This window comes from Pelomonas aquatica, from assembly GCF_026712205.1.
GTDB lineage: Bacteria > Pseudomonadota > Gammaproteobacteria > Burkholderiales > Burkholderiaceae_C > Pelomonas > Pelomonas aquatica.
In genome coordinates, this window is the sequence record NZ_JAPPUW010000017.1 from 42142 (window position 1) to 65615 (window position 23474).

Annotated in this window: 24 protein-coding genes; 17 read left to right on the forward strand and 7 right to left on the reverse strand. The window is 71.3% G+C overall.

The genetic code is table 11. The features are described from left to right. The first annotated feature begins 27 nt into the window (after positions 1-27). Positions 28-459: a DUF1841 family protein gene (locus tag NYP07_RS17550; RefSeq protein WP_268152737.1), complete on the forward strand. Its 432-nt coding sequence runs from the start codon at positions 28-30 to the stop codon at positions 457-459. Between the two features lie 156 nt (positions 460-615). On the opposite strand, the gene NYP07_RS17555 is transcribed toward NYP07_RS17550, so the two are convergent. From NYP07_RS17555 to flgA, 3 genes are all read right to left on the reverse strand, one after another. After that, positions 616-1008 (reverse strand): hypothetical protein, encoded by a 393-nt coding sequence (locus NYP07_RS17555; RefSeq protein ID WP_268152739.1) that lies wholly within the window; start codon positions 1006-1008, stop codon positions 616-618. Between the two features lie 4 nt (positions 1009-1012). After that, complete coding sequence (flgM, locus tag NYP07_RS17560; RefSeq protein WP_268152741.1) at positions 1013-1357, reverse strand: flagellar biosynthesis anti-sigma factor FlgM; 345 nt, start codon at positions 1355-1357, stop codon at positions 1013-1015. A gap of 139 nt (positions 1358-1496) precedes the next feature. After that, the gene (gene flgA / locus NYP07_RS17565) at positions 1497-2195 is read right to left on the reverse strand and encodes a flagellar basal body P-ring formation chaperone FlgA (protein ID WP_268152743.1); all 699 of its coding nucleotides are present in this window, start codon (positions 2193-2195) and stop codon (positions 1497-1499) included. Positions 2196-2339: 144 nt separating this feature from the next. Here flgA and flgB point away from each other — a divergent pair, with 144 nt between their 5' ends. Genes flgB through NYP07_RS17605 form a run of 8 tightly spaced genes read left to right on the forward strand, consistent with a single transcriptional unit; the run spans position 2340 to position 8205 of the window. Then, the gene (flgB, locus tag NYP07_RS17570) at positions 2340-2753 is read left to right on the forward strand and encodes a flagellar basal body rod protein FlgB (protein WP_268152746.1); all 414 of its coding nucleotides are present in this window, start codon (positions 2340-2342) and stop codon (positions 2751-2753) included. Between the two features lie 3 nt (positions 2754-2756). Next, on the forward strand, positions 2757-3173 hold the full coding sequence (gene flgC, locus NYP07_RS17575) for a flagellar basal body rod protein FlgC (protein ID WP_268152747.1): 417 nt from the start codon (positions 2757-2759) through the stop codon (positions 3171-3173). A gap of 21 nt (positions 3174-3194) precedes the next feature. After that, positions 3195-3839: a flagellar hook assembly protein FlgD gene (locus NYP07_RS17580; protein ID WP_268152749.1), complete on the forward strand. Its 645-nt coding sequence runs from the start codon at positions 3195-3197 to the stop codon at positions 3837-3839. A 31-nt stretch (positions 3840-3870) separates the two neighbouring features. Beyond that, positions 3871-5187, forward strand: coding sequence for a flagellar hook protein FlgE (flgE, locus tag NYP07_RS17585; protein WP_268152751.1), 1317 nt, complete (start codon positions 3871-3873; stop codon positions 5185-5187). Between the two features lie 19 nt (positions 5188-5206). Beyond that, complete coding sequence (gene flgF, locus NYP07_RS17590) at positions 5207-5932, forward strand: flagellar basal-body rod protein FlgF (RefSeq protein ID WP_268152754.1); 726 nt, start codon at positions 5207-5209, stop codon at positions 5930-5932. 2 nt (positions 5933-5934) lie between these two features. After that, complete coding sequence (gene flgG / locus NYP07_RS17595; protein ID WP_268152756.1) at positions 5935-6717, forward strand: flagellar basal-body rod protein FlgG; 783 nt, start codon at positions 5935-5937, stop codon at positions 6715-6717. Between the two features lie 11 nt (positions 6718-6728). Next, entirely contained in the window at positions 6729-7400 is a 672-nt protein-coding gene (locus tag NYP07_RS17600) for a flagellar basal body L-ring protein FlgH (RefSeq protein ID WP_268152758.1), read from the forward strand. Between the two features lie 55 nt (positions 7401-7455). Beyond that, positions 7456-8205 carry a hypothetical protein gene (locus NYP07_RS17605; protein ID WP_268152759.1) on the forward strand — a complete coding sequence of 250 codons (750 nt, stop codon included), beginning with the start codon at positions 7456-7458 and terminating at the stop codon, positions 8203-8205. Here NYP07_RS17605 and NYP07_RS17610 read toward each other — a convergent pair. The 3 genes from NYP07_RS17610 to NYP07_RS17620 all read right to left on the reverse strand — a co-directional run bounded on the left by NYP07_RS17610 (position 8181) and on the right by NYP07_RS17620 (position 11513). Beyond that, positions 8181-9449, reverse strand: a complete 1269-nt coding sequence (locus NYP07_RS17610; RefSeq protein WP_268152760.1) for an amidohydrolase — start codon at positions 9447-9449, stop codon at positions 8181-8183. The two genes, NYP07_RS17605 and NYP07_RS17610, sit on opposite strands and share 25 nt — an antisense overlap. Before the next feature lie 61 nt (positions 9450-9510). Continuing rightward, positions 9511-10431, reverse strand: coding sequence for a glucosamine inositolphosphorylceramide transferase family protein (locus tag NYP07_RS17615; protein ID WP_268152762.1), 921 nt, complete (start codon positions 10429-10431; stop codon positions 9511-9513). 5 nt (positions 10432-10436) lie between these two features. Then, positions 10437-11513: a glycosyltransferase gene (locus tag NYP07_RS17620; RefSeq protein WP_268152763.1), complete on the reverse strand. Its 1077-nt coding sequence runs from the start codon at positions 11511-11513 to the stop codon at positions 10437-10439. A 365-nt stretch (positions 11514-11878) separates the two neighbouring features. Here NYP07_RS17620 and NYP07_RS17625 point away from each other — a divergent pair, with 365 nt between their 5' ends. From NYP07_RS17625 to NYP07_RS17655, 7 genes are all read left to right on the forward strand, one after another. After that, positions 11879-12979, forward strand: coding sequence for a flagellar basal body P-ring protein FlgI (locus tag NYP07_RS17625; RefSeq protein ID WP_268152764.1), 1101 nt, complete (start codon positions 11879-11881; stop codon positions 12977-12979). Continuing rightward, on the forward strand, positions 12979-13851 hold the full coding sequence (flgJ, locus tag NYP07_RS17630) for a flagellar assembly peptidoglycan hydrolase FlgJ (protein ID WP_268152766.1): 873 nt from the start codon (positions 12979-12981) through the stop codon (positions 13849-13851). Before NYP07_RS17625 ends, flgJ begins: the two co-directional genes overlap by 1 nt. Before the next feature lie 14 nt (positions 13852-13865). Further along, entirely contained in the window at positions 13866-15851 is a 1986-nt protein-coding gene (gene flgK, locus NYP07_RS17635; protein WP_268152767.1) for a flagellar hook-associated protein FlgK, read from the forward strand. Positions 15852-15867: 16 nt separating this feature from the next. Further along, positions 15868-17091 (forward strand): flagellar hook-associated protein FlgL, encoded by a 1224-nt coding sequence (flgL, locus tag NYP07_RS17640; protein ID WP_268152769.1) that lies wholly within the window; start codon positions 15868-15870, stop codon positions 17089-17091. Positions 17092-17220: 129 nt separating this feature from the next. Continuing rightward, positions 17221-18405 (forward strand): EAL and HDOD domain-containing protein, encoded by a 1185-nt coding sequence (locus NYP07_RS17645; protein ID WP_268152771.1) that lies wholly within the window; start codon positions 17221-17223, stop codon positions 18403-18405. 22 nt (positions 18406-18427) lie between these two features. Beyond that, positions 18428-20872, forward strand: a complete 2445-nt coding sequence (locus NYP07_RS17650) for a PAS domain-containing sensor histidine kinase (RefSeq protein WP_268152772.1) — start codon at positions 18428-18430, stop codon at positions 20870-20872. A 13-nt stretch (positions 20873-20885) separates the two neighbouring features. Continuing rightward, entirely contained in the window at positions 20886-21470 is a 585-nt protein-coding gene (locus NYP07_RS17655) for a response regulator (RefSeq protein ID WP_268152773.1), read from the forward strand. A 169-nt stretch (positions 21471-21639) separates the two neighbouring features. Here the strand turns inward: NYP07_RS17655 and NYP07_RS17660 are convergent, their stop codons facing one another. Next, a complete protein-coding gene (locus NYP07_RS17660) occupies positions 21640-22962 on the reverse strand; it encodes a sensor histidine kinase (RefSeq protein ID WP_268152775.1) in 1323 nt (440 codons plus the stop codon). Positions 22963-23102: 140 nt separating this feature from the next. Here NYP07_RS17660 and NYP07_RS17665 point away from each other — a divergent pair, with 140 nt between their 5' ends. Further along, on the forward strand, positions 23103-23471 hold the full coding sequence (locus NYP07_RS17665; RefSeq protein WP_268152777.1) for an Hpt domain-containing protein: 369 nt from the start codon (positions 23103-23105) through the stop codon (positions 23469-23471). The last annotated feature ends 3 nt before the right edge of the window (positions 23472-23474 follow it).

The following is a 23474-nucleotide window of genomic DNA, read 5'->3' on the forward strand; positions in this document are numbered from 1 at the left end:
GGCCGGCCCGGCGGCGACAATCGCGCCATGTTCGCCCCCTCCCAGCTCGAAGTCCGGCGCTTCTTCTGCGCCACCTACCGCAAGTGGCGCGAGGGCGCCCCGCTGATCCCGATGGAGGCCCTGGCCGCGGACTGGATCGCCGAGCACCCGGAATACCACGACGACCTTGCCGACGAGGCGCAGGCGCTGGAAAAGGTCTACACGGTCGAGGAAGGCCGCACCAACCCCTTCCTGCACCTGTCCATGCACCTGACGATCACGGAGCAGCACGCGATCGACCAGCCCTCGGGCATCCGCCAGGCCATCGACCTGCTGGCCGCGAGGCGCAATTCCCGCCACGAGGCCCACCATGTCGCGATGGAGGCGCTGGGCGAGATGATCTGGGCGTCGCAGCGCAGCAGCCTGCCGCCGGACGGCCACGCCTACCTCGACAAGGTGCGCCGCGCGGCGACGCGCTGAGCGGCCACAAAAAAGCCACCCGAAGGTGGCTGCATGGGTCAGAAGACCACTTATACGGCTTCGCAATCAAAGCGCTCACTGCGTTGCTTCGCCTTGCCGTGCCAAAGCACTGTCTGCGGCTTCGCGCCTTGTTATCACTTTGATTGCAAACCCGTATCAGGCCGTGAAGCTGCCGCCGCCAAGGCCGCGGCGCTCGGCCTTGCCGCCGGCACCGTAGAGGCCGGTCGGCTCGCTCGGGATCAGCACGTCCAGCGCACGGTCCAGCGAGGCGTTGCCGCGGGCCAGCGTCTCGCGCTGGGCGGCAAGCAGGCCGCCGGCACGCACGAGGCGGTTGCGCAGCGCGGCCGGCACGCTGCCGGTGCGGGCGGCTTCGCCGAAGCTCTGCACGGCGCGGGCCAGGTGCTGATGCAGTTCGGCCGCATGCTGCTCGATGGCGGCGGCGTCACGGCGGGCCAGCGCGTCGCCCAGCTGGTTCAGCGCGGCCTCGACGGCCAGCAGTGGCTGTTCGAGTTCGGGGCCGAGCGGCGTGGACGAGGCGGTGGCTGTCATGGGATCAATGCTTGTTGGCGGGCGCGCTCAGCAATTCTTGCGCATTTGCCACCAGTTTGTCGGCAATCGCATCCGCGTCGACCGTGAACTTGCCCTCACTGATGGCCTGGGAGATGCGCTGGACCTTGGCGGCGTCGAAGCTGCCGTCGTCGGCGCCGGCGCTGGCGGCCAGTTGGGCGGCACTGGAAATGGCGACCTGGGCGCTGGGCGGCGCCGCGGCAATGCTGGGTCGTACAGCGGCGATGCTGGGCGGCGCCGCGGCAATGCTGGGCGGCGCTGCGGCGGCCTCGGCTCGGCGCTCGGCCTTGGGCGGGCTGGCGATGCCGTCGGGGCTGTTACCGATCTTCATGAACTTCTCCAGGGTGCGGGGCGGGCCCCGGCGGCAGGCATTGCAGGGGAGTTTCCTCCTGTATCGGCCGCCGGCGGAAGTTCTTGAGCGGGAATTGGCGGGTTTTCCCGGCCAGTTCCGGCGATCCGTCGCAAATTCTTCACAGCAACAGGTCCACGCGGCGCTCGCCCACCGCCCGGCCGCTGGCGACGCGGCCGCTCTCGAACCGCACCCTGACGTCCTGGCCCTCGATGCCGGCGCCCAGCGCCTGGGCCTCGGAGGCGACGGCGAACCCTTCCCCGGCGACGCGCACCTGCACGGTCTCGCCGGCCGCAAACCACTGGCGGGCCTTGAGCACCGGTGCGCGCACCGCGTCGGCCGCCCCCAGCGGATGGGCCAGCACGCGCCCCACCAGTTGGGCGGGGTCGGCGAAGACGGCGCCGGGTTCGGCCGCGATGTCGATATCGGCCAGGGCCAGATGGTCTTGAGACAGGCTCGCGCCGGCCGGCAGCGGGCCGCTGGCGACGACGGCGCGGCCGAAGACGGCCACGCGCACGGGCAGCGTGACGTTCCAGCGCACGGCGCCATCGGTGCAGCGCAGGCCGATGCGGGTCCGGCCCCAGGCGGCCATGCCGGGCGGCAGATAGGGCTGGACCTGGCGGCAGGGCGCCAGGCGCAGCCGGGCGTCCAGCGCGCCGATCTCGACGCTCACGCGGGTGTTGGGCGGCGCGCTGGCGCGGGCGGCCGTCTCGGTCAGCTGGCGCACGCGCTCGACGAGGGCCGGGTCGAGCACGCTCTGCGCGCAGGCGGGCCAGCCGGCCAGCAGCAGGCACGACAGGAAGGCGGTTCGACGCAGCATGGCCGCCACTCTAGGGACGGCGCCCGGCCGCCCTTGGCTGGAATTGAGCGGCTTTGCACCCGCTAATCCCGCTCATGTTTTGGCGGCCGCGACAGAACAATTTGCGCAAGAGCCGCCCCGGCTGTGCAACTCAAGGGGCCCGACATGCTGAACCGACTGACCGACACGCTGAACTTCCAGACCCAGGCCCTGACGCTGCGGGCGGAGCGCCAGCGCCTGCTCGCCAGCAACATCGCCAACGCCGACACGCCGGGCTACCGGGCCCGCGACATCAATTTCGCCCAGGCGCTGCGCGAGGCCACGGGTGAGGTCGGCACGCCGGGCGCGCTGGCCACCACGCAGCGCGGCCACATGGCGCCGCTGGCGGGCGCACGCGGCGAGAGCGGCAAGGACTACGCGCTGCAGGCCCAGACCAACCTGGACAGCAACGGCGTGGACATGGACCGCGAGCGCGCCAGCTTCGCCGACAACTCGGTGAAGTACGAGGCCACGCTGCGCTTCATCAACAGCTCGGTGCGCAACGCACTGGACGCGATGAAGTCGCCGAACCAGGGGTAAGCCATGTCGATGTTCCAGATCTTCAGCGTCTCAGGCAGCGCCGTCAGCGCGCAGAGCCAGCGCCTCAACGTGGTGGCCAGCAACCTGGCCAATGCCGACACCGTGGCCGGCCCGGACGGCCAGGCCTACAAGGCGCGCCAGGTCGTCTTCCAGACGACGCTGATGGGCGCGGGCAACGACAGCGGCAACGCCGGCGTGCGCGTGACCCACATCACCGAGGACCAGACGCCCGGCCGCCGCGTGCACGACCCCAGGCACCCGCAGGCCGATGCCGACGGCTATGTGACCTATTCCAACGTGAACCCGGTGGAGGAGATGGTCAACATGATCTCGGCCTCGCGCTCCTACCAGAACAACATCGAAGTCATGGGCACGGCCAAGAGCCTGCTGCTCAAGACCCTGCAACTCGGCCAGTCCTGACCGCTGAACTGAAGGCCCACCATGGACGTCACCGCACTCAACGGCAGCAGCAGCACCGGCACCAGCTCGACGTCGACGAAGAACGCCGCCGACACCCAGGACCGCTTCCTGAAGCTGCTCGTCGCGCAGATGAACAACCAGGATCCGCTGAATCCGATGGACAACGCCCAGGTGACGAGCCAGATGGCGCAGATCCAGCAGGTGACGAGCCTGTCCACGCTGAACACCAGCATCACCGGCCTGGGCACCCAGCTCGGGCGGATGCAGGCCCTGCAGTCGGTCTCGCTGGTGGGCCGCGAGGTCGCCGTGCCCAGCAACAGCCTGCAGGTGAGCAACGGCGTCGCCGAGGGCAGCTACGACCTCGGCGGCGCGGCCAGCGCGGTCAAGCTGGAGATCCTCGGGCCGGCCGGCAACGTCATCGACACCCAGCAGCTCGGCGCCCAGGGCTCGGGCCGCCAGGCCTTCAGCTGGAAGGCCGGCACGATGGTGGCCGAGGGCAGCGCGGTCAGGTACCGCATCACGGCCACCAACGGCACGGCACCGGTCTCGTCGACGACCTATGCCTACGACAAGGTCAACGCGGTCTACAGCGAGAACGGCACGCTGAGGCTCAACCTCGACCGCCTGGGCTCCGTCGACTACACGGCCGTCGCGGCCGTCAACTGAAACCTCCCCGCACGACAGCAAGGACTCCCCCATGAGCTTCCAGCAAGGCCTCTCCGGGCTCAACGCCGCGTCCAAGAACCTCGACGTCATCGGCAACAACATCGCCAACTCGGGCACCTATGGCTTCAAGGATGCGCGGGCCGAGTTCGCCGACGTCTACGCCGCCGCGTTGAACGGCGCGGGCGGCAACCAGGTCGGCATCGGTACCACGCTGCAGTCCGTCGCCCAGCAGTTCACGCAGGGCAACATCACGACGACCGAGAATCCGATGGACCTCTCCATCAACGGCGGCGGCTTCTTCCAGGTCAGCGACGGCGTGAACCCGGCGCGCTACAGCCGCAACGGTCAGTTCAAGGTCAGCAAGGACGGCTTCGTCGTCAACAACAACGGCCTCAAGCTGCTGGGCTACCCGGCCAACGGCGCCGGCGTCATCCAGCCCGGCACGGCCCAGCCGCTGTTGCTGCCCACCGGCGGCATCCCGCCGGCCGTGACGACGGCAGTCAAGATGGAATTCAACCTCGACTCGCGGGTCAAGGCGACGGCCCCTGGCGGTGGCACGGGCACCGGCATCAACCTGAAGGATGCGACGACCTACAACAACGCGACGTCGATGACGGTCTACGACGCCAAGGGCCAGGACGTCGCCGTGACCTTCTACTTCCAGCGGGCCGCGAGCGCCGCCAACGGCAACGACGTCTGGAACGTCTACGCAACGGCCAACGGCACCCCCCTCGCCACCGACTCCTCGGGGGCGGCGATCCCGCTCGACGCCAACGGCAACCCGACCACGCCGTACACGAAGATCACGTTCCCGGCCACCGGCGGTTCACCCGTTTCACCCACCGCCCCCATCGCGATGAGCGTGCCGGCCGGCACGAGTGCGCGCGGCTATCCGACGCTGGCCATCCCCGGCATCCAGCTGAACATGACCGGCGCCACCGAGAACGGCAGCAGCTTCGCGGTGACCAGCCTGACCCAGGACGGCTACGCCCCCGGCCAGCTCACCGGCATCCAGGTCGCCAACAACGGCATCATCCAGGCGCGCTATTCCAACGGCCAGAGCAAGCCCGCCGGACAGATCGAGCTGGCCAGCTTCCGCAACCCGCAGGGCCTGCAGGCCACGGGCGGCAACGTCTGGGTGCGCACGGTAGCCTCGGGCGACGCCGTGGTGGGCGTGCCGGGCGACGGCAACATGGGCTCGCTGCAGTCCGGCGCGCTGGAGGAGAGCAACGTCGACCTGACGGCCGAGCTCGTCAACATGGTCACGGCGCAGCGCGCCTACCAGGCCAATGCACAGACGATCAAGACGCAGGATCAGGTCCTGCAGACGATCGTCAACCTGCGCTGATCGCGAGCGGGGCTGAAGCGTGGACCGCATGATCTACCTCTCGATGGCCGGCGCGAAGGCGGCCATGCAGCGGCAGGACGTGCTTTCGCACAACCTCGCCAACGTGACGACCAACGGCTTCCGCGCCGAGCTGCAGGCCTTCCGCGCGGTGCCGGTGCGCGGCGACGGTGCGTCCACGCGCGCCTATGCGCTCGAGACCACCATCGGCTACAACGACGCGCCCGGCCCGCTGACGGCCACCGGCCGCAACCTCGACGTGGCCATGCAGGGCAAGGCCTGGCTGGCCGTGCAGGCCAACGACGGCACCGAGGCCTACACCCGCGCCGGCTCGCTGGACGTGAACGCGGAAGGGCTGCTCGTCATGCGCAACGGCATGCCGGTGCTGGGCGACGGCGGCCCCGTCAACGTGCCGCCCAACAGCACGCTGGACATCGGCAGCGACGGCACCATCACCGCCAAGTCGGCCAACCAGCGCCCGACCAATATCGGCCGGCTCAAGCTGGTCACGCCCGAGGCGGCGCTGACGCGCGGCGACGACGGCCTGTTCCGCGCCGCCCAGGGCAACCTGCCCGCCGACCCGGCCGCCCGGCTGCAGGACGGCGCCCTCGAGGGCTCCAACGTCAGCCCCGTCGAGACCATGGTGGCCATGATCTCCGCGGGCCGCCAGTTCGAGCAGCAGATGAAGCTGCTGCAGATTGCCCAGACCCAAGGCCAGCAATCGGCCAAACTTTTGGGGAGTACCTGACCATGATGCGCTCGCTCTGGATCGCCAAGACGGGCATGGAAGCCCAGCAGACCCAGCTGGACAACATCTCGCACAACCTCGCCAACGTCGCCACCAACGGCTACAAGCGCTCGCACGCCGTCTTCGAGGACCTGATCTACCAGAACCTGCGCCAGGCCGGCGCCAACAGCACCGAGCAGACCACGCTGCCCACCGGCCTGCAGGTGGGCCTGGGCGTGCGCCCCGTCGCCACCGCGCGCATCTACACCCAGGGCAATCTGCAGCAGACCAGCAACAACCTCGACCTGGCCGTCAAGGGCGACGGCTTCTTCCAGATCCAGATGCCCGACGGCACCAATGCCTACACGCGCGACGGCAGCTTCCAGCTCAATGCCAACGGCCAGATGGTCACGAGCAACGGCTACACGGTGCTGCCCGGCATCACGATCCCGGCCAACGCGCAGAGCCTGACCATCGGCGCCGACGGCACCGTCAGCATCACGCTGCCCGGCCAGGCCACGGCGCAGACGGTGGGCCAGATCCAGCTCGCCAACTTCGTGAACCCGGCCGGCCTGGACCCCAAGGGCCAGAACCTGTTCGCCGAGACCTCCGCCAGCGGCACGCCCAACACCGGCGCGCCCAACGCCAACGGCATGGGCGCGCTGCAGCAGGGCTTCGTCGAGACCTCCAACGTCAACGTCGTCGAGGAACTGGTGCAGATGATCCAGACCCAGCGCGCCTACGAGCTGAACTCGAAGGCGGTGCAAACCTCCGACCAGATGCTGCAGAAGCTGGCCCAGATCTGAGGAGCACCACCATGAAGTCCGTCGTCGCCATCCTCGCCGCAGTCGCCCTGCTCGCCGGCTGCGCCACGCCCTACCCCGAGCCCCAGGTCGAGCTGTCGCACACGCCGGTCGTCGACCTGCCGCCGGTCGCGCCGATGGCGCCCACCAACGGCTCCATCTACCAGGCCGCGGCCTACCGTCCGCTGTTCGAGGACCATCGTGCGCGGCTGGTGGGCGACACGCTGACCATCCACATCGTCGAGAAGGTCTCGGCCACGCAGACCAGCACCAGCGAGCTGAGCAAGACCGGCAGCCTGTCGGCCGGCGTGACGGCCCTGCCCGGCATCTCGTCCAACTCCTTCGGCCGCGCCGGCGCCGGCGCCACGTCGGCCAACGACAACAAGGGCAAGGGCAGCAACCAGAACACCAACGACTTCAGCGGCACCATCACCGCCGTCGTCACGGCGGTGCTGCCCAACGGCCACCTGATGATCAGCGGCGAGAAGCAGATCGGCGTGAACCGCAACGTCGACGTGCTGCGCTTCTCCGGCCAGGTCGACCCGCGCATGATCGGCCAGGGCAACGCCGTGCCGTCGGCCTCGGTGGCCAATGTGCGCATCGAGCAGCGCGGCCGCGGCGCGACGTCGGACGCGCACGCCATCGGCTGGCTGGCGCGCTTTTTCCTGAACATCGCGCCGAGCTGAGGCCTAATATCGGCCCCAGCCGGGGAGGCTTCGAAGCCGGGGGCTGGAGGTCGGGATGCGGGGCCTGTCGCGACATCGACGGCGACTGCTGACGCTGGCGCTGCTGGCGGCAGGCCTGCCGCGCCCCGCGCTCGCCGGCCCGGCGCTGCGCTTCGCCACCGACGTCAATGACCAGAGCGGCCTCGCGCCCGGCGCACGCGCGCTGCTGGGCCGTGCCTTCGAGCGCCTCGGCCTGGAGGTGCGCTTCGAGCCCCTGCCGCTGCGCCGCTCCCTGCCGATGACCGAGCTCGGCCAGCTCGACGGCGAGGCGCTGCGCATTCGCGCCGTCGCGGCGGCCCACCCCGACCTGCTGCTCGTGCCCGTGCCGCTGGCCGTCGTCGAGGTGCGCGGCTATGTGCGCCGCGGCACCAGCGTCGCGCGCGAGATCGCCGGCCTCGCGCCCTGGCGCATCGGCTATCCGCGCGGCGTCGTGCTGCTGGAGGGCCTGCTGGCCGGGCTGCCGCACCGCGTGGAGGCGACCAACCGCCTGGAGCTGCTGCGCCTGCTGCGCGCCGGCATGGTCGACATCGCGCTCGTCACGGCCGCCAGCGGCGAGCCCGACATCGACCCGGCCCAGCTCGCCGGCCTTGCGCGGCTGCCGGCGCCCCTGCATGTCGCACCGCTGTTCGCGCTGCTGCACGGCCGGCATCGCGCGCTGCTGCCGCGCCTGGCCGACATGCTGCAGCGGATGGAGGACAGCGGCGAATCCGCGCGGCTGCGCAGCAGCGCCTGGATGGCCGCTCAGCCCCTGAGCGCGGCGAGGTAGTCCAGCGCCAGACTGGCCAGCGCCCGCACGCCGACCTCCAGCCCGCGCTCGTCGACGAGGAAGCGCGGCGAATGGTTGGAATGGGCCTGGGCCGGGTCGATGTCCGGCGGCGTCACGCCGACGAAGAAGAACAGCCCCGGGATCAGGCGCTGGAAGAAGGAGAAGTCCTCGGCGCCGGTGACCTTGGGCACGAGCTCCAGGCCCATGGGCCGCGGCCCGCTGCCGGCCACGCGGGCCAGCGTCGGCAGCATCTGCTCGGTCAGCGCCGGGTCGTTGACGGTGACGGGGTAGTTCTTCGTGATGCAGACCCGGCAGCTGGCGCGCGCGGCGCCCGAGATGCCCTCGGCCAGTTCGGTCACGCGCTCGTGGATGGCGTCGCGCATGCCCTCGTCGAAGCTGCGGATCGTGCCGCGCATCTCGACCGTGTCCGGGATGATGTTCTCGCGCACGCCGCCCTTGATCGCGCCGATGGTCACGACGGCCGGCTCGCGGTTCAGGTCGAGGTTGCGGCTGACGATGGTCTGCAGGCCCAGCACGATCTGCGCCGACGTGACGATGGGGTCCACGCCCAGCCAGGGCGCCGCGCCATGGGTCTGCCTGCCGTGCACGGTGATCTTCAGCTTGTCGCTGCTGGCCATGGTCGGCCCGGGCCGGTAGCCGATGACGCCGACCGGCAGGCGCGACGTGACGTGCAGGCCGAAGATGGCGCCGGGCGTGGGCGCCTGCAGCGCGCCCTCCGCGATCATCAGCGCCGCGCCGCCCTCCTCGCCCTCGGGCGGCATCTCCTCGGCAGGCTGGAAGATGAACTTGACGCTGCCCGGGATCTCGGCGCGCAGCCCGGCCAGGATGCTGGCCACGCCCATCAGGATGGCGACGTGGCAGTCGTGGCCGCAGGCATGCATGACGCCGACTTCCTCGCCGTTCCAGACCGCGCGCGCCCGGGACGCGAAGGGCAGGTCCACCTCCTCGGTGACGGGCAGGCCGTCCATGTCGGCGCGCAGCGCCACCACGGCGCCCGGCCTGCCGCCCTTGAGCAGGCCGACGACGCCGGTGTGGGCCACGCCCGTGCGCACCTCGTCGAAGCCCAGGGCCTGCAGATGCTCGGCAACGAGGGCCGCGGTGCGGAACTCGCGGTTGCCGAGCTCGGGATGCTGGTGCAGGTCGCGGCGCCAGGCGATGACCTGGGGTTCGAGTTCGGCCGCAAGGGCGACGATGCGCTCGGTCAGGGTTTCGGCGGCGGTCATGGCGGTCAGGCAGGCCCCGGGCTGGAATGGAGGCCGAGTATGCGCCGCGTGCCGGCAGCCTTCAGCCGCCCGCCAGCCTCCTCAGGCGGCGCTTGAAGTCCAGCCACTGCCGCACGCGCGAGCGGTCGATGCGCTTCACGTCGATCAGCGTGAAGCCGCCGCAGGCCGACAGCGTGTGCAGGCCCGCCGTGTGCGTGTCGCTGGCGAGGTCGCCGGTCAGGCGCTCGGTGCCGGCCTCGATGACGACACGCTGCGGCGTCAGCACCGGGAAGCGCAGCAGACGCGTCGCGCCGCCATAGCCGGTCGTGCTGTCCTGCACCGGCAGCGTCAGCAGGCCGTCGCGGCCGACGAAGGGCCGGCCGGCCGGGCGCGCGCCATCGCGGTTCACGCGCACCGGGTTGTCGGCCAGCGGCGTCCACGGGCCGGCCAGCGCCGGCGAATGCGCGACATGCAGCTCGCGCTGGTCGCGCGCGTTCGGGCCGACCAGCGTGTAGAACATCCACCAGCGCCCGTCATGCTCGATGAGCGACGCATCCGCGCCGGGCAGGCCGCGCAGCAACGCGCATTCGCGCTCCCAGTCGTTCAGCGAATCGTCGCTGGCGCGGTAGAGCACGATCTCGCCGGCCTGGTGGCTCTCCGGCACCATCCAGGTCTCGCCCTCGTGCTCGAAGACCTGGGGGTAGGACAGGTGGAAGGGCTGCTCCAGCACGGTCGCCTGGCCGCGCCAGCCCAGGTCGGCCAGCGCGAACTCGTGGCGCTCGATATGGGCGCGCTTGACGCGGTAGTCATAGGCCTCGACGAAGACGTGCAGCGCATCGCCGCGCACCAGGCCGAAGGGGTCGGCGAGGTAGCGCCAGCGCCCGGCCTCGGGCAGCCAGATGATGCGGTCGCGCGCGGCGGCCAGGCTGCAGGCATCGAGATCCTCGATGCGCACGGGGACGATGCCGACCTGCCAGAAGTCGGTCCGCGGCCTGCTCAGCATCAAACTCAGCCGGCGAAGGCTTCGTCTTCGTCCTCGAGGCGCTGGGCCTGGGCGGCGCGGTGCAGCATCACGTCGCGGTAGAAGGCCAGGGTCTTGGCCACCGCATGGCTGCGGTCGTAGGCCGCGGTCGCGTAGCGCACGCGGCGCAATTCCTGCGGCAGCAGGCGCAGGCGGGCGACTTCCTCGGCCAGCGCGCGACCCAGGCCATCGGCATCACCCACCGGCACGAGGCGGGCCGGCTGGCCGGCCAGCATCTCCACCGGGCCCTGGGTGGCCGTGGCCAGCACCGGCCGGCCGGCGCGCATGGCTTCCAGGATGGCCAGCGGGAAGGCCTCCTCGCGCGAGGCGGACACGAACAGGTCGAAGGCCTGCAGGGCCTGGTCGACGTCGCGGCGGAAGCCCAGCAGGCGCACGCGCGGGTCGCCGGCGGCCAGTTGCTCCAGCAGCGCGCGGTCCGGGCCCTCGCCGAGGATGGCCAGCACCGCGTCGGCCGGCGCATGGGCCTTGAAGCCGGCCACCAGCAGGTCCATGCCCTTGGCCTGCTGCAGGCGGCCGACGCTGCCCACCAGCAGCTGGCCGGGCGCCAGGCCCAGCTCGGCGCGCAGGTCGGTGGCGGGCGATGCGGCGCGTTCGGGCGCCCAGTTGTAGATCAGCCGGGCCAGGCCCTCACGCGTCCGCGGCAGGCTCTCGCGCTGGGCGCGGTTCACGCAGACCAGGCCGTCCAACCGCTCGTGATGGTGGGCCTTGTAGCCGACGTGCAGCGTGCCGACACGGGCCGCGCTGCGCGCATGGGCGACCGCCTTGCAGGCCGGACCGAGATGGCCGTGGCAGACGTCGGCCCCGAGACGCCGGGCCAGTGCGGCAACCCGCCAGCCGCGCAGCAGCGGCAGCTTCAGGCCATGGAAGCGCACCGCCGGGGCCAGCGCGCCCTCGACGGCCGAGCCGGCGACGCCGATGACGTGCACCCGGTGGCCGAGGGCGGCCTGCGCATTGGCCAGGTCGACGCAATGCAACTCACCCCCGGCGAGCCGGGACGAAAAGACGACATGGACCAGGGTCAAGGGCTCGAAGGGCGGTGGCATGGCGGGTCGTGCGACGGGGCGCGGGTCGGAGTGGTTATAAAAACTTTACCGACGAACATATTCAGAAACCTGTCATACCCTCCCCCGAACTGGGTGATAAGGAGGGCATCCGACCTGAAAAAAAGGCGGCCAACCGCTCGATGACCCGGAAAACGCGGGCGGCCAGCCGGCCAGAGCCCTGTTTTCCAGCAAGATCGGGGCCGGACCCGCCCGGTTGGGACAGGGGCACAGCCTCGCATGCCGGCCGGCAAACAACCTGAGCGCAAGCTTGCCGCGCGGGCAACCGCCCCGGGGCCTGGAAATGGCGGGTGGTCCGCGGCCTTTTCGTCGGCTTCGCGGGCTCAAGCATCCGCAGAATCGGCCGAGTGAAGTTCCTGCAAGCCCTCCTCCTCGGCCTCGCCATCGTGCTGGCCCCCATCGCCCAGGCCGTCCGCCTGAAGGAAGTCGCGGCCGTCGCCGGCGTGCGCTCCAACCCGTTGACGGGCTATGGCCTCGTCGTCGGCCTGGACGGCACGGGCGACCAGACCACGCAGGCGCCCTTCACCGGCCAGAGCCTGACGGCCATGCTGCAGCAGTTCGGCGTGCTGCTGCCCCAGGGCGTGACGATGCAGCCGCGCAACATCGCCGCCGTCATGGTGACGGCCCAGCTGCCGCCCTTCGCCCAGCCCGGCCAGGAGCTGGACATCAACGTCTCCTCCATCGGCAACGCCAAGAGCCTGCGCGGCGGCACGCTGATCGCGACGCCGCTGCGCGGCGCGGACGGCCAGATCTACGCCATCGCCCAGGGCAATCTGGTCGTCGGCGGCGCCGGCGCGTCGGCGGGCGGCTCCAAGGTGCAGATCAACCACCTCAGCGCCGGCCGCATCCCCAGCGGCGCGCTGGTGGAGCGCTCCGTGCCCACGCCGATCGCCCAGGGCGACACGCTGCAGTTCGACCTCAACAGCAGCGATTTCGCGACCGCCCGCGCCGTGGCCCAGGCCATCAACAGGGCCAAGGGCCCCGGCACGGCCCAGGCGCTGGACGGCCGCGTCGTGCGCGTGCGCGCCCCCAGCACGCCGGACGAGCGCGTCGCCTTCCTGGCCGACGTCGAGAACCTGAACGTCGACATGGCCACGCCCGCTGCTCGCGTCGTCATCAATGCCCGCACCGGCTCGGTCGTCATGAACCAGGCCGTCACGCTGGCGGCCTGCGCGGTGGCGCACGGCAGCCTGTCGGTGACGATCAGCTCCACGCCCGTCGTCAGCCAGCCCAATGCGCTGTCCAACGGCCAGACCGTCGTCACCGAGAAGGCCGACATCTCCATCCGCCAGGAGCCCGGCAGCCTCATCCAGCTGCCTGCCGGCGCGCGCCTGTCGGACGTCGTGAAGGCACTGAACTCGCTCGGTGCCACGCCCCAGGATCTGCTCGCCATCCTGCAGGCCATGAAGAGCGCGGGCGCCCTGAATGCCGAGCTCGAGGTGATCTGATGTCATCGCCGTCCTTCCAGTCCATCTCCGGCCAGAGCCTGGGGAGCCTCGACCAGCTCAAGGCCCAGGCCTCGCGCGACCCGAAGGGCGCCGTGCGCGAGGCGGCCAGGCAGTTCGAGACCCTCTTCATGCAGGAGGTCATGAAGAGCATGCGCGCATCCACGCTGTCCAGCGGCATGCTGGACAACAGCGCGACCCAGCTCGGCACCGAGATGCTGGACACGCAGTTCGCCGGCAAGCTCGCCGGCCTGCCGGGCGGCCTGTCGGATGCCATTCAAAGACAGCTGCAGCGCCAGATGGGCGTGCAGGACCTGTCGCCCGAGAGCGTCAAGAAGGCCAGTCAGACGACGCTGGCCCAGGCCCTGCCGGCGCTGGCCACCAAGGGCATCCCCAGCCATGTGCAGGGCTTCATCCAGCAGCACGATGCCGCCGCCCGCGCGGCCTCGGCGGCCACCGGCATCCCGGCCAGCTTCATGGTCGCGCAGGCGGCCCACGAGAGCGGCTGGGGCCGGCGCGAGATCAGCGGTGCCGACGGCAGCAAGAGCCACAACCTGTTCGGCATCAAGGCCACGCCGGGCTGGACGGGCAAGACCGTCGACGTGCAGACCACCGAGGTCATCAACGGCCAGGCCCACAAGGTGACCGCCAAGTTCCGCGCCTACGGCAGCTACGACGAGGCCTTCAAGGACTACGCCCGGCTGATCAGCAGCAACGACCGCTATGCCAAGGTCGTCGCCCAGGCCCAGAACGGCAACGCCGCCGGCTTTGCGCGCGGCCTGCAGCTGGCCGGCTACGCCACCGACCCCGGCTACGCCGACAAGATCGCCAAGACCATCAATACCACCATGCGCGTCCAGCGCGCCATGGCCTGACGCACGACTGAATCATGGCCGGCCTGCTCTCGATCTCCGCCCGCGCGATGTTCGCCAATCAGGCGGCATTGCAGACCGTCGGCCAGAACATCGCCAACGCGAACACGCCCGGCTACTCGCGCCAGTCCGTCGTGCTGACGACCTCGCCGGGCCAGTACACCGGCGCCGGCTTCTTCGGCCGCGGCGTCGACGTGCAGACGGTCCAGCGCGCGCACAACGACTTTCTGACCAAGGAGGCCATCGGCACCAAGGCCACCGCGTCGGGCGACACGACGCGGGCCGAACAGCTGACGCGGCTGGAGAAGATCTTCCCCACCGGCAACGATGGCATCGGTTATTCGGTCAGCCAGTTCCTCAACAGCATGATGGACGTCGCCAGCCGGCCCAGCGACCTCTCCGCGCGCCAGGTCGTGCTCGGCCAGGCCCAGCAACTGGCCACCCGCTTCGCCAGTGCCGGATCGCAGCTGGCCGACCTGCAGGCCGGCGTCACCAGCGACCTGCAGGCCGGCGTCGGCATCGTGAACCAGCTGGCCCGGCAGATCGCCAGCGTCAACGACCAGATCGCCAAGGTGAAAGGCAGCGGCCATGCGCCCAACGACCTGCTCGACCAGCGGGATCAGCTGATCTCGCAGCTCTCCGAGCATGTCGCCGTGACGACGCTGCCGGCCGACGACGGCACGGTGGGCGTCTTCATCGGCGGCGGGCAGCGCCTCGTGCTCGGCAGTTCGGCCTCGATGCTGAAGATCGCCGCCGACAGCTACGACCCGCAGCGCTCCGTGCTGGCCCTCGACGAAGGCGGCCTCATCCGCCCGCTGGACGAGAGCGTGCTGACCGGCGGCAGCCTGAGCGCGCTTCTGCAGTTCCAGAACCATGACCTGCAGGATGCGCGCAATATGGTCGGCCAGCTCGCGGCGGCGCTCGGCACGCGCGTCAATGCGCAGAACGCGCTGGGCCTGGACCTGTCCACGCCGCCGGGCCAGGGCGCCCCGATCTTCAACGTCGCCGCGCCGCGCGTGCTGCCGTCGACGGGCAATCAGCGCAATCCCGACGGCAGCTTCACGAACGGCGTGCAGGCCACCATCGTCAACGCCAGCCAGCTGCAGGCCAGCGCCTACAAGCTGTCCGCCGGCGCCGCGCCCGGCACCTACCAGCTCACCCGACTCAGCGACGGCCTGGTGCGCAGCGTCGCCGCCGGCGCCACCGTCGACGGCTTCACGATCAGCTTCAGCCCGTCGCCGCCGGCAGCCGGCGACAGCTATGTGATCGAGCCCGTCGGAGCCGCCGCGGTCAATATGCGCCGCGTGCTCGACAGCCCCAACGGCATCGCCGCCGCGTCGCCGGTGACGGCCGTCACGTCGGTCAACAACACCGGCACCGCCAGCGTCGACAGCATCTATGCCGTCAACGGCAGCTTCAGCGCCGCCAACCTGCCGATCTCGCTCGCCTTCGGCACGGCCAACCCGGACGGCAGCGTCAACTACACGCTGACGCCGGCCGTCGGCGCCCCGCTCACCGGCGTCTGGAAGTCCGGCCAGCCCATCGGCAACCAGCCGGGGGCCACGCCGCCCATCAACCTCGGCTTCGAAATGCGCCTCAACGGCGTGCCCCGCGCCGGCGACACGCTGTCCATCGCGGCCACGAAATACCCGGGCACCAACAACGGCAACGCCAAGGCCTTCCTCGACATCCAGACCGACGCCTTCGTCGGCAAGAAGCTGCTGCCGGACGGCAGCATCACGGCCGGGGCGACCCTCAACGACGCCTATGCCAACGACCTCAGCGACGTCGGCGCGCGCGTGCAGGGCGCCAACTACCTGTCGGGCGTATCCACCAAGGTCGCGTCCAATGCCGAAACCAGCCGATCGTCGCAGGCGGGCGTCAACCTCGACGAGGAAGCCTCGCGGCTGATCCAGTATCAGCAGGCCTACCAGGCCTCGGCCAAGGTGCTGCAGACCGCCCAGGCCCTGTTCAACGAACTGCTGCAGATTGCCTCCAAGTGAACCCCAGGGCCAGCCCATGAGAATCTCCACCGCCAACCTCTACGACACGTCGATCGCCAATCTGCAGCGCCGCCAGAACACCTTGCAGACCCAGCAGCAGCAGTTGACGTCGGGCAAGCGCGTCCAGCACGCCAGCGACGACCCGACCGCCGCGGCCCGCTCGGAGCGGGCCCAGGTCGAGATGGGCAGGGTGGACGCCAACCAGCGCGCGCTGGAGGCCAGCCGCAACAGCATGACGCTGAGCGAGGCCGCCCTCGGCGACGCGAACGGTCTTCTGCAGCAGGCGCGCGAAACCATGGTGGCCGCCGGCAACGCCAGCTATTCCGATGCCGAGCGCAAAGGCCTGGCCGACAAGCTGCGTGGGATCCGCGATCAGCTGCTGTCCATCGCCAACCGGCCCGACGGGTCGGGAGGCTATCTGTTCTCGGGCCAGGGCTCCAGCAACCCGCCCTTCCTGGACCAGGCCAGCGGCGTGAGCTATGTCGGCACGCCCGGGACGATACAGACCGGCAACCTCGATCGCTTCCAGATGAGCGTCGACGGCCGCGCCGCCTGGGAACAGGCGCGCAGCGGCAACGGCTTTTTCGTGACCGACGCCGGCACCAACCCCACCAGCACGCCGCCCGGTGCCGCGGCGCAGGGCTGGATCGACCCGGGCGGCGTCACCAATCCCTCCAAGCTCACCGGGCTGAACTACAGCATCAGCATCGCCGGCACGGCGCCGGCTGCCCAGACCTACACCATCAGCCCCCCGCCCAGCGACGGCAGCGCCGCCACGGGCAGCTTCAAGCCGGGCACCAGCATCGGCTTCGACGGCCTGGCCGTCACGATCAGCGGCGCGCCGGTCAACGGCGACAACTTCTCCATCGCGCCGGCCACCAACTCGCTCAAGGTCTTCGACGTGCTGGACAAGGCCATCGCCGAACTCAGGACCCCGCTGCGCAGCGGCAACCAGATCGCCCAGAGCAACTCCAACCGGCTGCGCGACCTGGATGCGGTGATGGGCAATATGCAGAGCGCGCGCAGCCAGATCGGCGCGCAGTTGACCAATCTCGACGGCAGCGAAAGCCGCCTGTCCGGCCTGAAGCTCTACGCCACCCAGGAGAAGAGCGCCGCCGAGGATGTCGACATGGTGCGGGCCATCTCCGACTTCCAGAACCAGCAGACCGGCTACGACGCGGCCCTCAAGTCCTACGCCATGGTGCAACGCATGTCGCTGTTCCAGTACCTCAACGGCTGAGGCCGGCGCCACGGCGGCCGCCGCGCCGCCGCAAGCGCGGGTTCACCGTGAAGCTGTCACGATTTGCCGCCATCTCGTCCGGGGCGGCGTGGCAGACTGCCGCATTCACCGCCAGCCCCGCGCCGCGCCATGTCCGACACCATCCCCGCCGCCCTCGATCACGCCATCCTGCCCGGCGTCGCCCTCGGCTACGCGCCGGTCATCGACCGCCAGCGCGCCATCGCCTGCACCCGGCTCACGCTGATCCCGCTGCGTGCCGACGCCAAGGTCGACCAGGCCGACCTGCTGGCCGCGCTGGCCGCCGTCTGGCCCCAGGGCGGCGAGCTGCTCAACCCCCAGGGCGAGGCCCTGCTCGGCGCGCTGCTCAACGAGCCGCCGGCCCAGCCCGTGCAGATCGAGGTGCCCGCCTTCATCGCCGCCGACGCCGCCCACGCGCCGGCCCTCGCCGCGCTGAAGGCCGCCGGCCACACCGGCGTGCTCAAGGGCCTGCCGCAGTCGCCGCTGCCGGCCGACGTCGCCAAGGTGTTCAGGCAGGTCGTGCTCGAACCCGGCCAGGCCGCCCCGGCCGGCGTGCCCACGATGCACGCCGGCGTGCGCGGCGCCGAAGCCATCAACGCCAGCTTCGGCGCCGGCGTCAATGCCGTCATCGGCTGGCCCATGGACGGCCCCTACGAGGCCGCGCCCGGCGCGGGCAAGGCCGAGATCGCCACCGACCTGCAGGTCATCATGGAGCTGATGTCGCGCCTGGACCAGGGCGAGGACGTCGAGCGCCTGGAGCAGTCGCTGAAGCGCGACCCCAGCCTGGCCTTCAAGCTGCTGCGCTACCTGAACTCCGCCGCCTTCGGCCTGCCGGTGGAGGTGTCGAGCTTCCGCCACGCCATCATGCTGCTCGGCTATGCCCGCATGAAGCGCTGGCTGGCCCTGCTGCTCACGACGGCCAGCAAGGACCACAGCATGCGTCCCATCATGTACGGCGCGCTGCGCCGCGGCCTGCTGATGGAGGAGTTCGCGCAAAGCATGAGCGAGCGCGAGCAGCGCGACGAGATGTTCATCTGCGGCCTGTTCTCGCTGCTGGACCACATGCTCAGGCAGCCCTTCGAGAAGCTGCTGCAGAGCATCCCCGTGCCCGAGCGCGTGCGCCAGGCCCTGGTGGAGGACAGCGGCCCCTACCAGCCCTATCTGGCGCTGCTACGGGCCATCGAGGCCGAGTCGGTGTTCGACTACCGCGAGTGCGCCGAAACGCTGATGCTGGGCGCCGGCGAGATCAACGCCTGCCTGCTGCGGGCCTTGCACAAGGCCACCCAGCTGGAATGAGCCTGCCCTCAGGCTGAGCATCATGTTCGGCCCGCCCGCCTCTGCTGCGCTGCTCGACCTCGTCGGCGACCCGGTGCTGACACTGCGGGCCGATCTGTCCGCGCTGCGCGCCAACCCCGCCGCGCGCGAATGGCTGGGCCAGGACGCCGCCGAGGGCTGGCGGCTGCTGCGCCACGCGGCCGGCTTGCGGCTGGAGACCTGGCTGCGCGAGGCCACCGCGGCCATCGACGCCGGCCGAGCGGCGCCGCCCGCCCCGCCGCTCAAGCTCGCCGACGGCCAGCGCGCCACGCTGCACCTGCTGCGCGAGCGCCCCCACTGGGTGCTGCATGCCCGCCTCAGCGCCGCCGACCCCGGCGAGCCGCCGCTGGCCGAATGGCTGGTGCTGTCGCCGCTGCCGCTGCTGCTGGCCGATGCGGCCGGCGGCGCGCTGCTGCGCCGCAACGCCGCCTTCGACGCGCTGTGCGCCGGCTCGCCGCGCCACCTCAACGACCTGCCCGAGCTGCTGCAGGCCCTGCTGGGCTGGAATCGCGCCGCGCTGCTGCCGGCGCTGGCGGCCCAGCGACCGCAGGACGCCCCCCTCGTCACCGAGGCCGAGTTCGTCGACCCGCAGGGCCGCCAGCGCTGGCTGCAGGCCCGGCTGCGCCTGTGGCGCCGCAACGGCCGCACGCTGCTGCTGGCCGTGCTGGAAGACCACAGCACGCTGCACGAGCGCGACCTCGCCCACCAGCAGCTCGACGCGCTGATGGACACCGCCGCCGTCGGCCTGGCCACCTTCCAGCCCGAGGCCGGCTGGGTCAAGGCCCACCGCAAAGGCTCGCCCTTCAAGGCCGGCGCCAAGCAGGCCGTCGGCTCGCTGCAGGGCATCAACCGCGACCTCGTCGAGCCGGCCTCGCTGCCCGAGTTCGAGCGCCTGCAGCGCGCCCTGAAGAAGGGCGATGCCGTCGAGGTGCGCTATGCCGTGCGCCACCCCGAGCTGGGCCGGCGCTGGCTGCTGACCCGCGTGGCCCCGGGCCTGCTGGCCGGCGGGCGGCGCTCGACCTCGGTCGTCACGCTCGACGTGACCGCCCAGGCCCAGGCCGAGAGCGCGCTGCTGCTGCGCGCCGAGAGCGAACGCGCCGTGCTGGACTCGGTGCTGGTCGGCATCGTCAGCGTCGGCCCCGACGGCATCGACTGGATGAACCGCTCGGCCCGGCGCATGTTCGGCTGCGAGCTGGAGGACGTGCGCGGCCGGCCCATGGGCGTGCTCGCGCCGGACGCCGACGGCCACCCCTTCCACGCCGAGCCCGGCGCCGAGGTCTTCGAATGCAGGCTGCGCGGCCGCGACGGGCGCGAGTTCTGGGTCATCGGCAACGCGGTGCAGACGCCGCGCGAGGACGGCACGATGCAGCTGACCTATGCGCTGCTCGACATCGACCGCCGCCGCCAGGCCGAGGCCCAGAGCCGGCTGGCCCAGGCCTCGCTGGCCCGCATCATCGAGGGAGCGCCGCTGGCCATCACGCTGCACGAGGCCCAGGGCCTGCGCATCGTCAAGCTCAACCAGGCCGCCGCGGCGCTGGCCGGCCGGCCCGAGGCGGCCATGCTGGGCGGCACGCCGGCCCTGCTGTTCGGTGCCGAGCAGGGCGCCCAGGCCGTGGCCGACATGCGCGAGGCGCTGGCGTCCCAGGCCGTCGTGCAGCGCGAATACCGCGTGCCCGCCGGCCCGGCCACGCGCATCTGGGACGCGCGGCTGCTGCACCTGGCCGGCGTCGGCGACGACGACGCGCCCGAGCTGCTGCTGATGGTGGCCAGCGACGTGACCGAGCAGCGCGCCGCCGAGCAGGCGCGGCTGCAGGCGGCCATCTCGCAGCGCGAGCTGCTGGTGCGCGAGGTGCACCACCGCATCAAGAACAATCTGCAGGGCGTGGCCGGCCTGCTGCAGCAGATCGCCGCGCGCCGCCCCGAGGTGGCCCCGGTGCTGAAGGAGGCCGTCGGCCAGGTCCAGGCCATCGCCCAGGTCTACGGTCTGCAGGTCGGCGCGTCGGGGCCGCTGATGCTCAAGCGCGTGTTCGACGCCATCGTCGGCTCCGTGCAGCGCATGCAGGGCCGCGTCATCACCACCGCGGCCGAGGGCGGCGCGCTGCTGGACGACTGGTGCCTGCCCGAGGCCGAGGCCATCCCCATCGCGCTCAGCCTGAACGAGCTGCTGGGCAATGCGCTGCGCCACGGCAATGGCGCCCAGGTGCGCTGCCAGCTGATCTGCGACACGGCCGGCGTCGTGGTCGAGATCGCCAACCCCGGGCGCCTGCCCGAGGGCTTCCTGCTGCAGAACGTGAAGAGCGGCGTGTCGGGCCTGGGCCTGGTGCGCGCGCTGCTGCCGCGGCGCAGCGCCATCCTCAGCCTGGAACAGCAGCACGGCGACGTCGTCTGCCGGCTGGAGCTGATCCCGCCCAGCGTGGTTCACAATCCGGCCACAAAGCCAAGTTCTTGATCGAGGGGGCGCGGTGAGCAAGGGCAAGATCCTGGTCGTCGACGACGACCGCCTGGTGTTGGCGACGCTGAGCTACGGGCTCACCCAGGCCGGCTTCGAAGTCATCGACGCCGACAACGGCGACGACGCCATCCTGCTCGCCCGCGAACACCGGCCCGAGCTGGCCCTGCTGGACATCCGCATGGAAGGCCTGACCGGCTTCGACGTGGCCGCCTATCTGCGCGAATACCTGCAGACGCCCTTCATGTTCCTGTCGGCCTTCGCCGACGAGGCCACCGTGGCCAAGGTCAAGGAGCTCGGCGCCGTGGCCTATCTCGTCAAGCCGCTGGACATCTCGCAGATCGTGCCCGCCGTCGAGGCCGCGTTCTCCCGCTCGACGACGCCGGCCGCGGCCGCCGCCGCGCCTTCGGGACCGCCGGCGCTGCTGGACCCGACGGCCCTGGCGGTCGGCGTGCTGATGCACCGCTACTCGCTGCCGCGCGGCGAGGCGCTGGCGCGGCTGACCAGCCTGGCCGCCGCCGATGGCCAGGGCCTGCCCGAGCAGGCGCAGCGCATCGTCGACGCCGTCGAGCTGCTGTCCCGGCCGGGCACGCGCTGACTCACGAATCCGGGCGGCCGTAGTGCCTGTCCGCGGGCCGAGCGCCGGGCCGCTCCCAAGCCGGCCCGTCTGGCGATGCTTGCGGCTCGATGCCGCAAGCATCGCCGTCCCCTTGGGGGACCGACCAGAATCGCCCGCGTTCAGCGCGGCGAGACTGGGCGAGGGGCCATCAAGCCAGCGTGAAGTAGAAACGGGCGCCCTCGCCCACGGCCGACTCGGCCCAGATGTCGCCGCCGTGGCGGCGCACGATGCGGCGCACCAGGGCCAGGCCGACGCCGGTGCCCTGGAAGTCGCTGGCGCTGTGCAGGCGCTGGAAGACGCCGAACAGGCGCTCGGCAAAACGCATGTCGAAGCCGGCGCCGTTGTCCGACACGACGAAGACGCGCCGCCCGTCCTGCTGCGCGCCGCCGAAGCGGATCTCGCTGCGCTCGGCCTTGGCGCTGTACTTCCAGGCATTGCCCAGCAGGTTCTCCAGCAACATGCGCAGCAGCGTCGGGTCGCCCTGCACGACGAGGTCGGGCTCGATGTCCAGCACCAGCTCGCGCTGCGGCGCGGAGCGCCTCAGCTCCTCCAGCACATAGCCGGCGAGCTGGGACAGGTTGACCGGCTGGCGCGCCAGCGGCCGGGTGGACAGCTGGCTCAGCGACAGCAGCGCGTCGATCATGCTGTTCATGCGCGCCGCGGCGCTCATGACGCGGTCGAGGTGGTCGTTGCCGACGCGGTCCAGCCGCGCGCCGTAGTCTTCCTTGAGGATGCGCGCGAAGCCCTCGACGACGCGCAGCGGCGCGCGCAGGTCGTGGGAGACGGTGTAGCTGAAGGATTCGTGCTCGGCGGCCGGGTCGGCCTGCGGCGCGGGCGCTGCCTCGGGTTCGTCGGGCCGGGCCGTGCCGAGGTAGCCGGCGAAATGGCCCTGCGCGTCGATGCAGGGCAGGCCCTGCAGGCGCCAGCGCGCATCGCCCGCGGCGGCGCCCAGCTGCAGCTCGGCGAAAGGCTGGCGCGCGTCCAGGCGCTGGCGCAGCTGGGCCGCCGGCTCGGCCGCCTCGAAGCGCTCCCACAGCTTCTGCGCGCCGGGCGCGGCCCCGACCCAGTTCGACGCCGGCGCGCCCTGCGGCGCCTGCCAGCGCACCAGGCGGTGCTCGGCGTCGGTGGCCCATTGCCAGTCGCGCTGCAGCTGGGCCTGCATCAGCAGCTGCTGGCGCGCGTCGCGCAGCGGCTCGGCCAGGCGCTGGCGCGTCAGGCGCACGCCGGCATGCCAGCCCAGCGCCGCCGCCACGAGCACCATGACGCCGGTGAAGAAAGCCGTCAGCACCAGGGCCGCATGGACGAGACCGACTTCGCCGCCCCAGACCCGCATCAGCGCCAGCACCACCCAGGTGCCCAGCACCGGCATCAGCAGGGCCGCGCCGCCCAGGCCCAGCACCACCAGCCGCATCGGCAGGCGCCGCTCCTGGCGGCGCGGCGTGAGCGCGCTGTCGTCGCTGAGGCTGTTCATGCGCGGCATTGTAGGCAGCGCCTGCGCGGCGGCCGCCGCGCCGCGCCGGGGCCGGGAGGGGGCGAATCTGTGCATTCCGTCGCGCGGCCCCCCCAGGGTGGCCGCGATACATTTGCGGGGTGCTCGTGCACCGCCCCAACATGACCGCATCCCCGCCCCCTGCCCTGCTCGACCCCGAGGCGGTTCGCCGCCTGCGCGAGCTCGACCCGACCGGGGGCAACAAGCTGCTGGAGCGCGTCGTCAACGCCTTCTCCAACTCGCTGGACCGCCTGCTGCCCGACCTGGTCCGCGCCCGCGCGGGCAGCGAGCTGGACCTCGCCGCCGTCCGCCACGTCAGCCACACGCTGAAATCCTCCTCGGCCAGCCTGGGCGCGATGGCGCTGTCGCTGCGCTGCGCCGACATCGAAGCGATGGCGCGCGACGGCCGCCGGGAGGGCCTGCCCGAGCAACTCGACGCTATGCTCCAAGACATTCAACAGGTACGCGCGGCGCTGGCCGCGCTGCTCTGAACC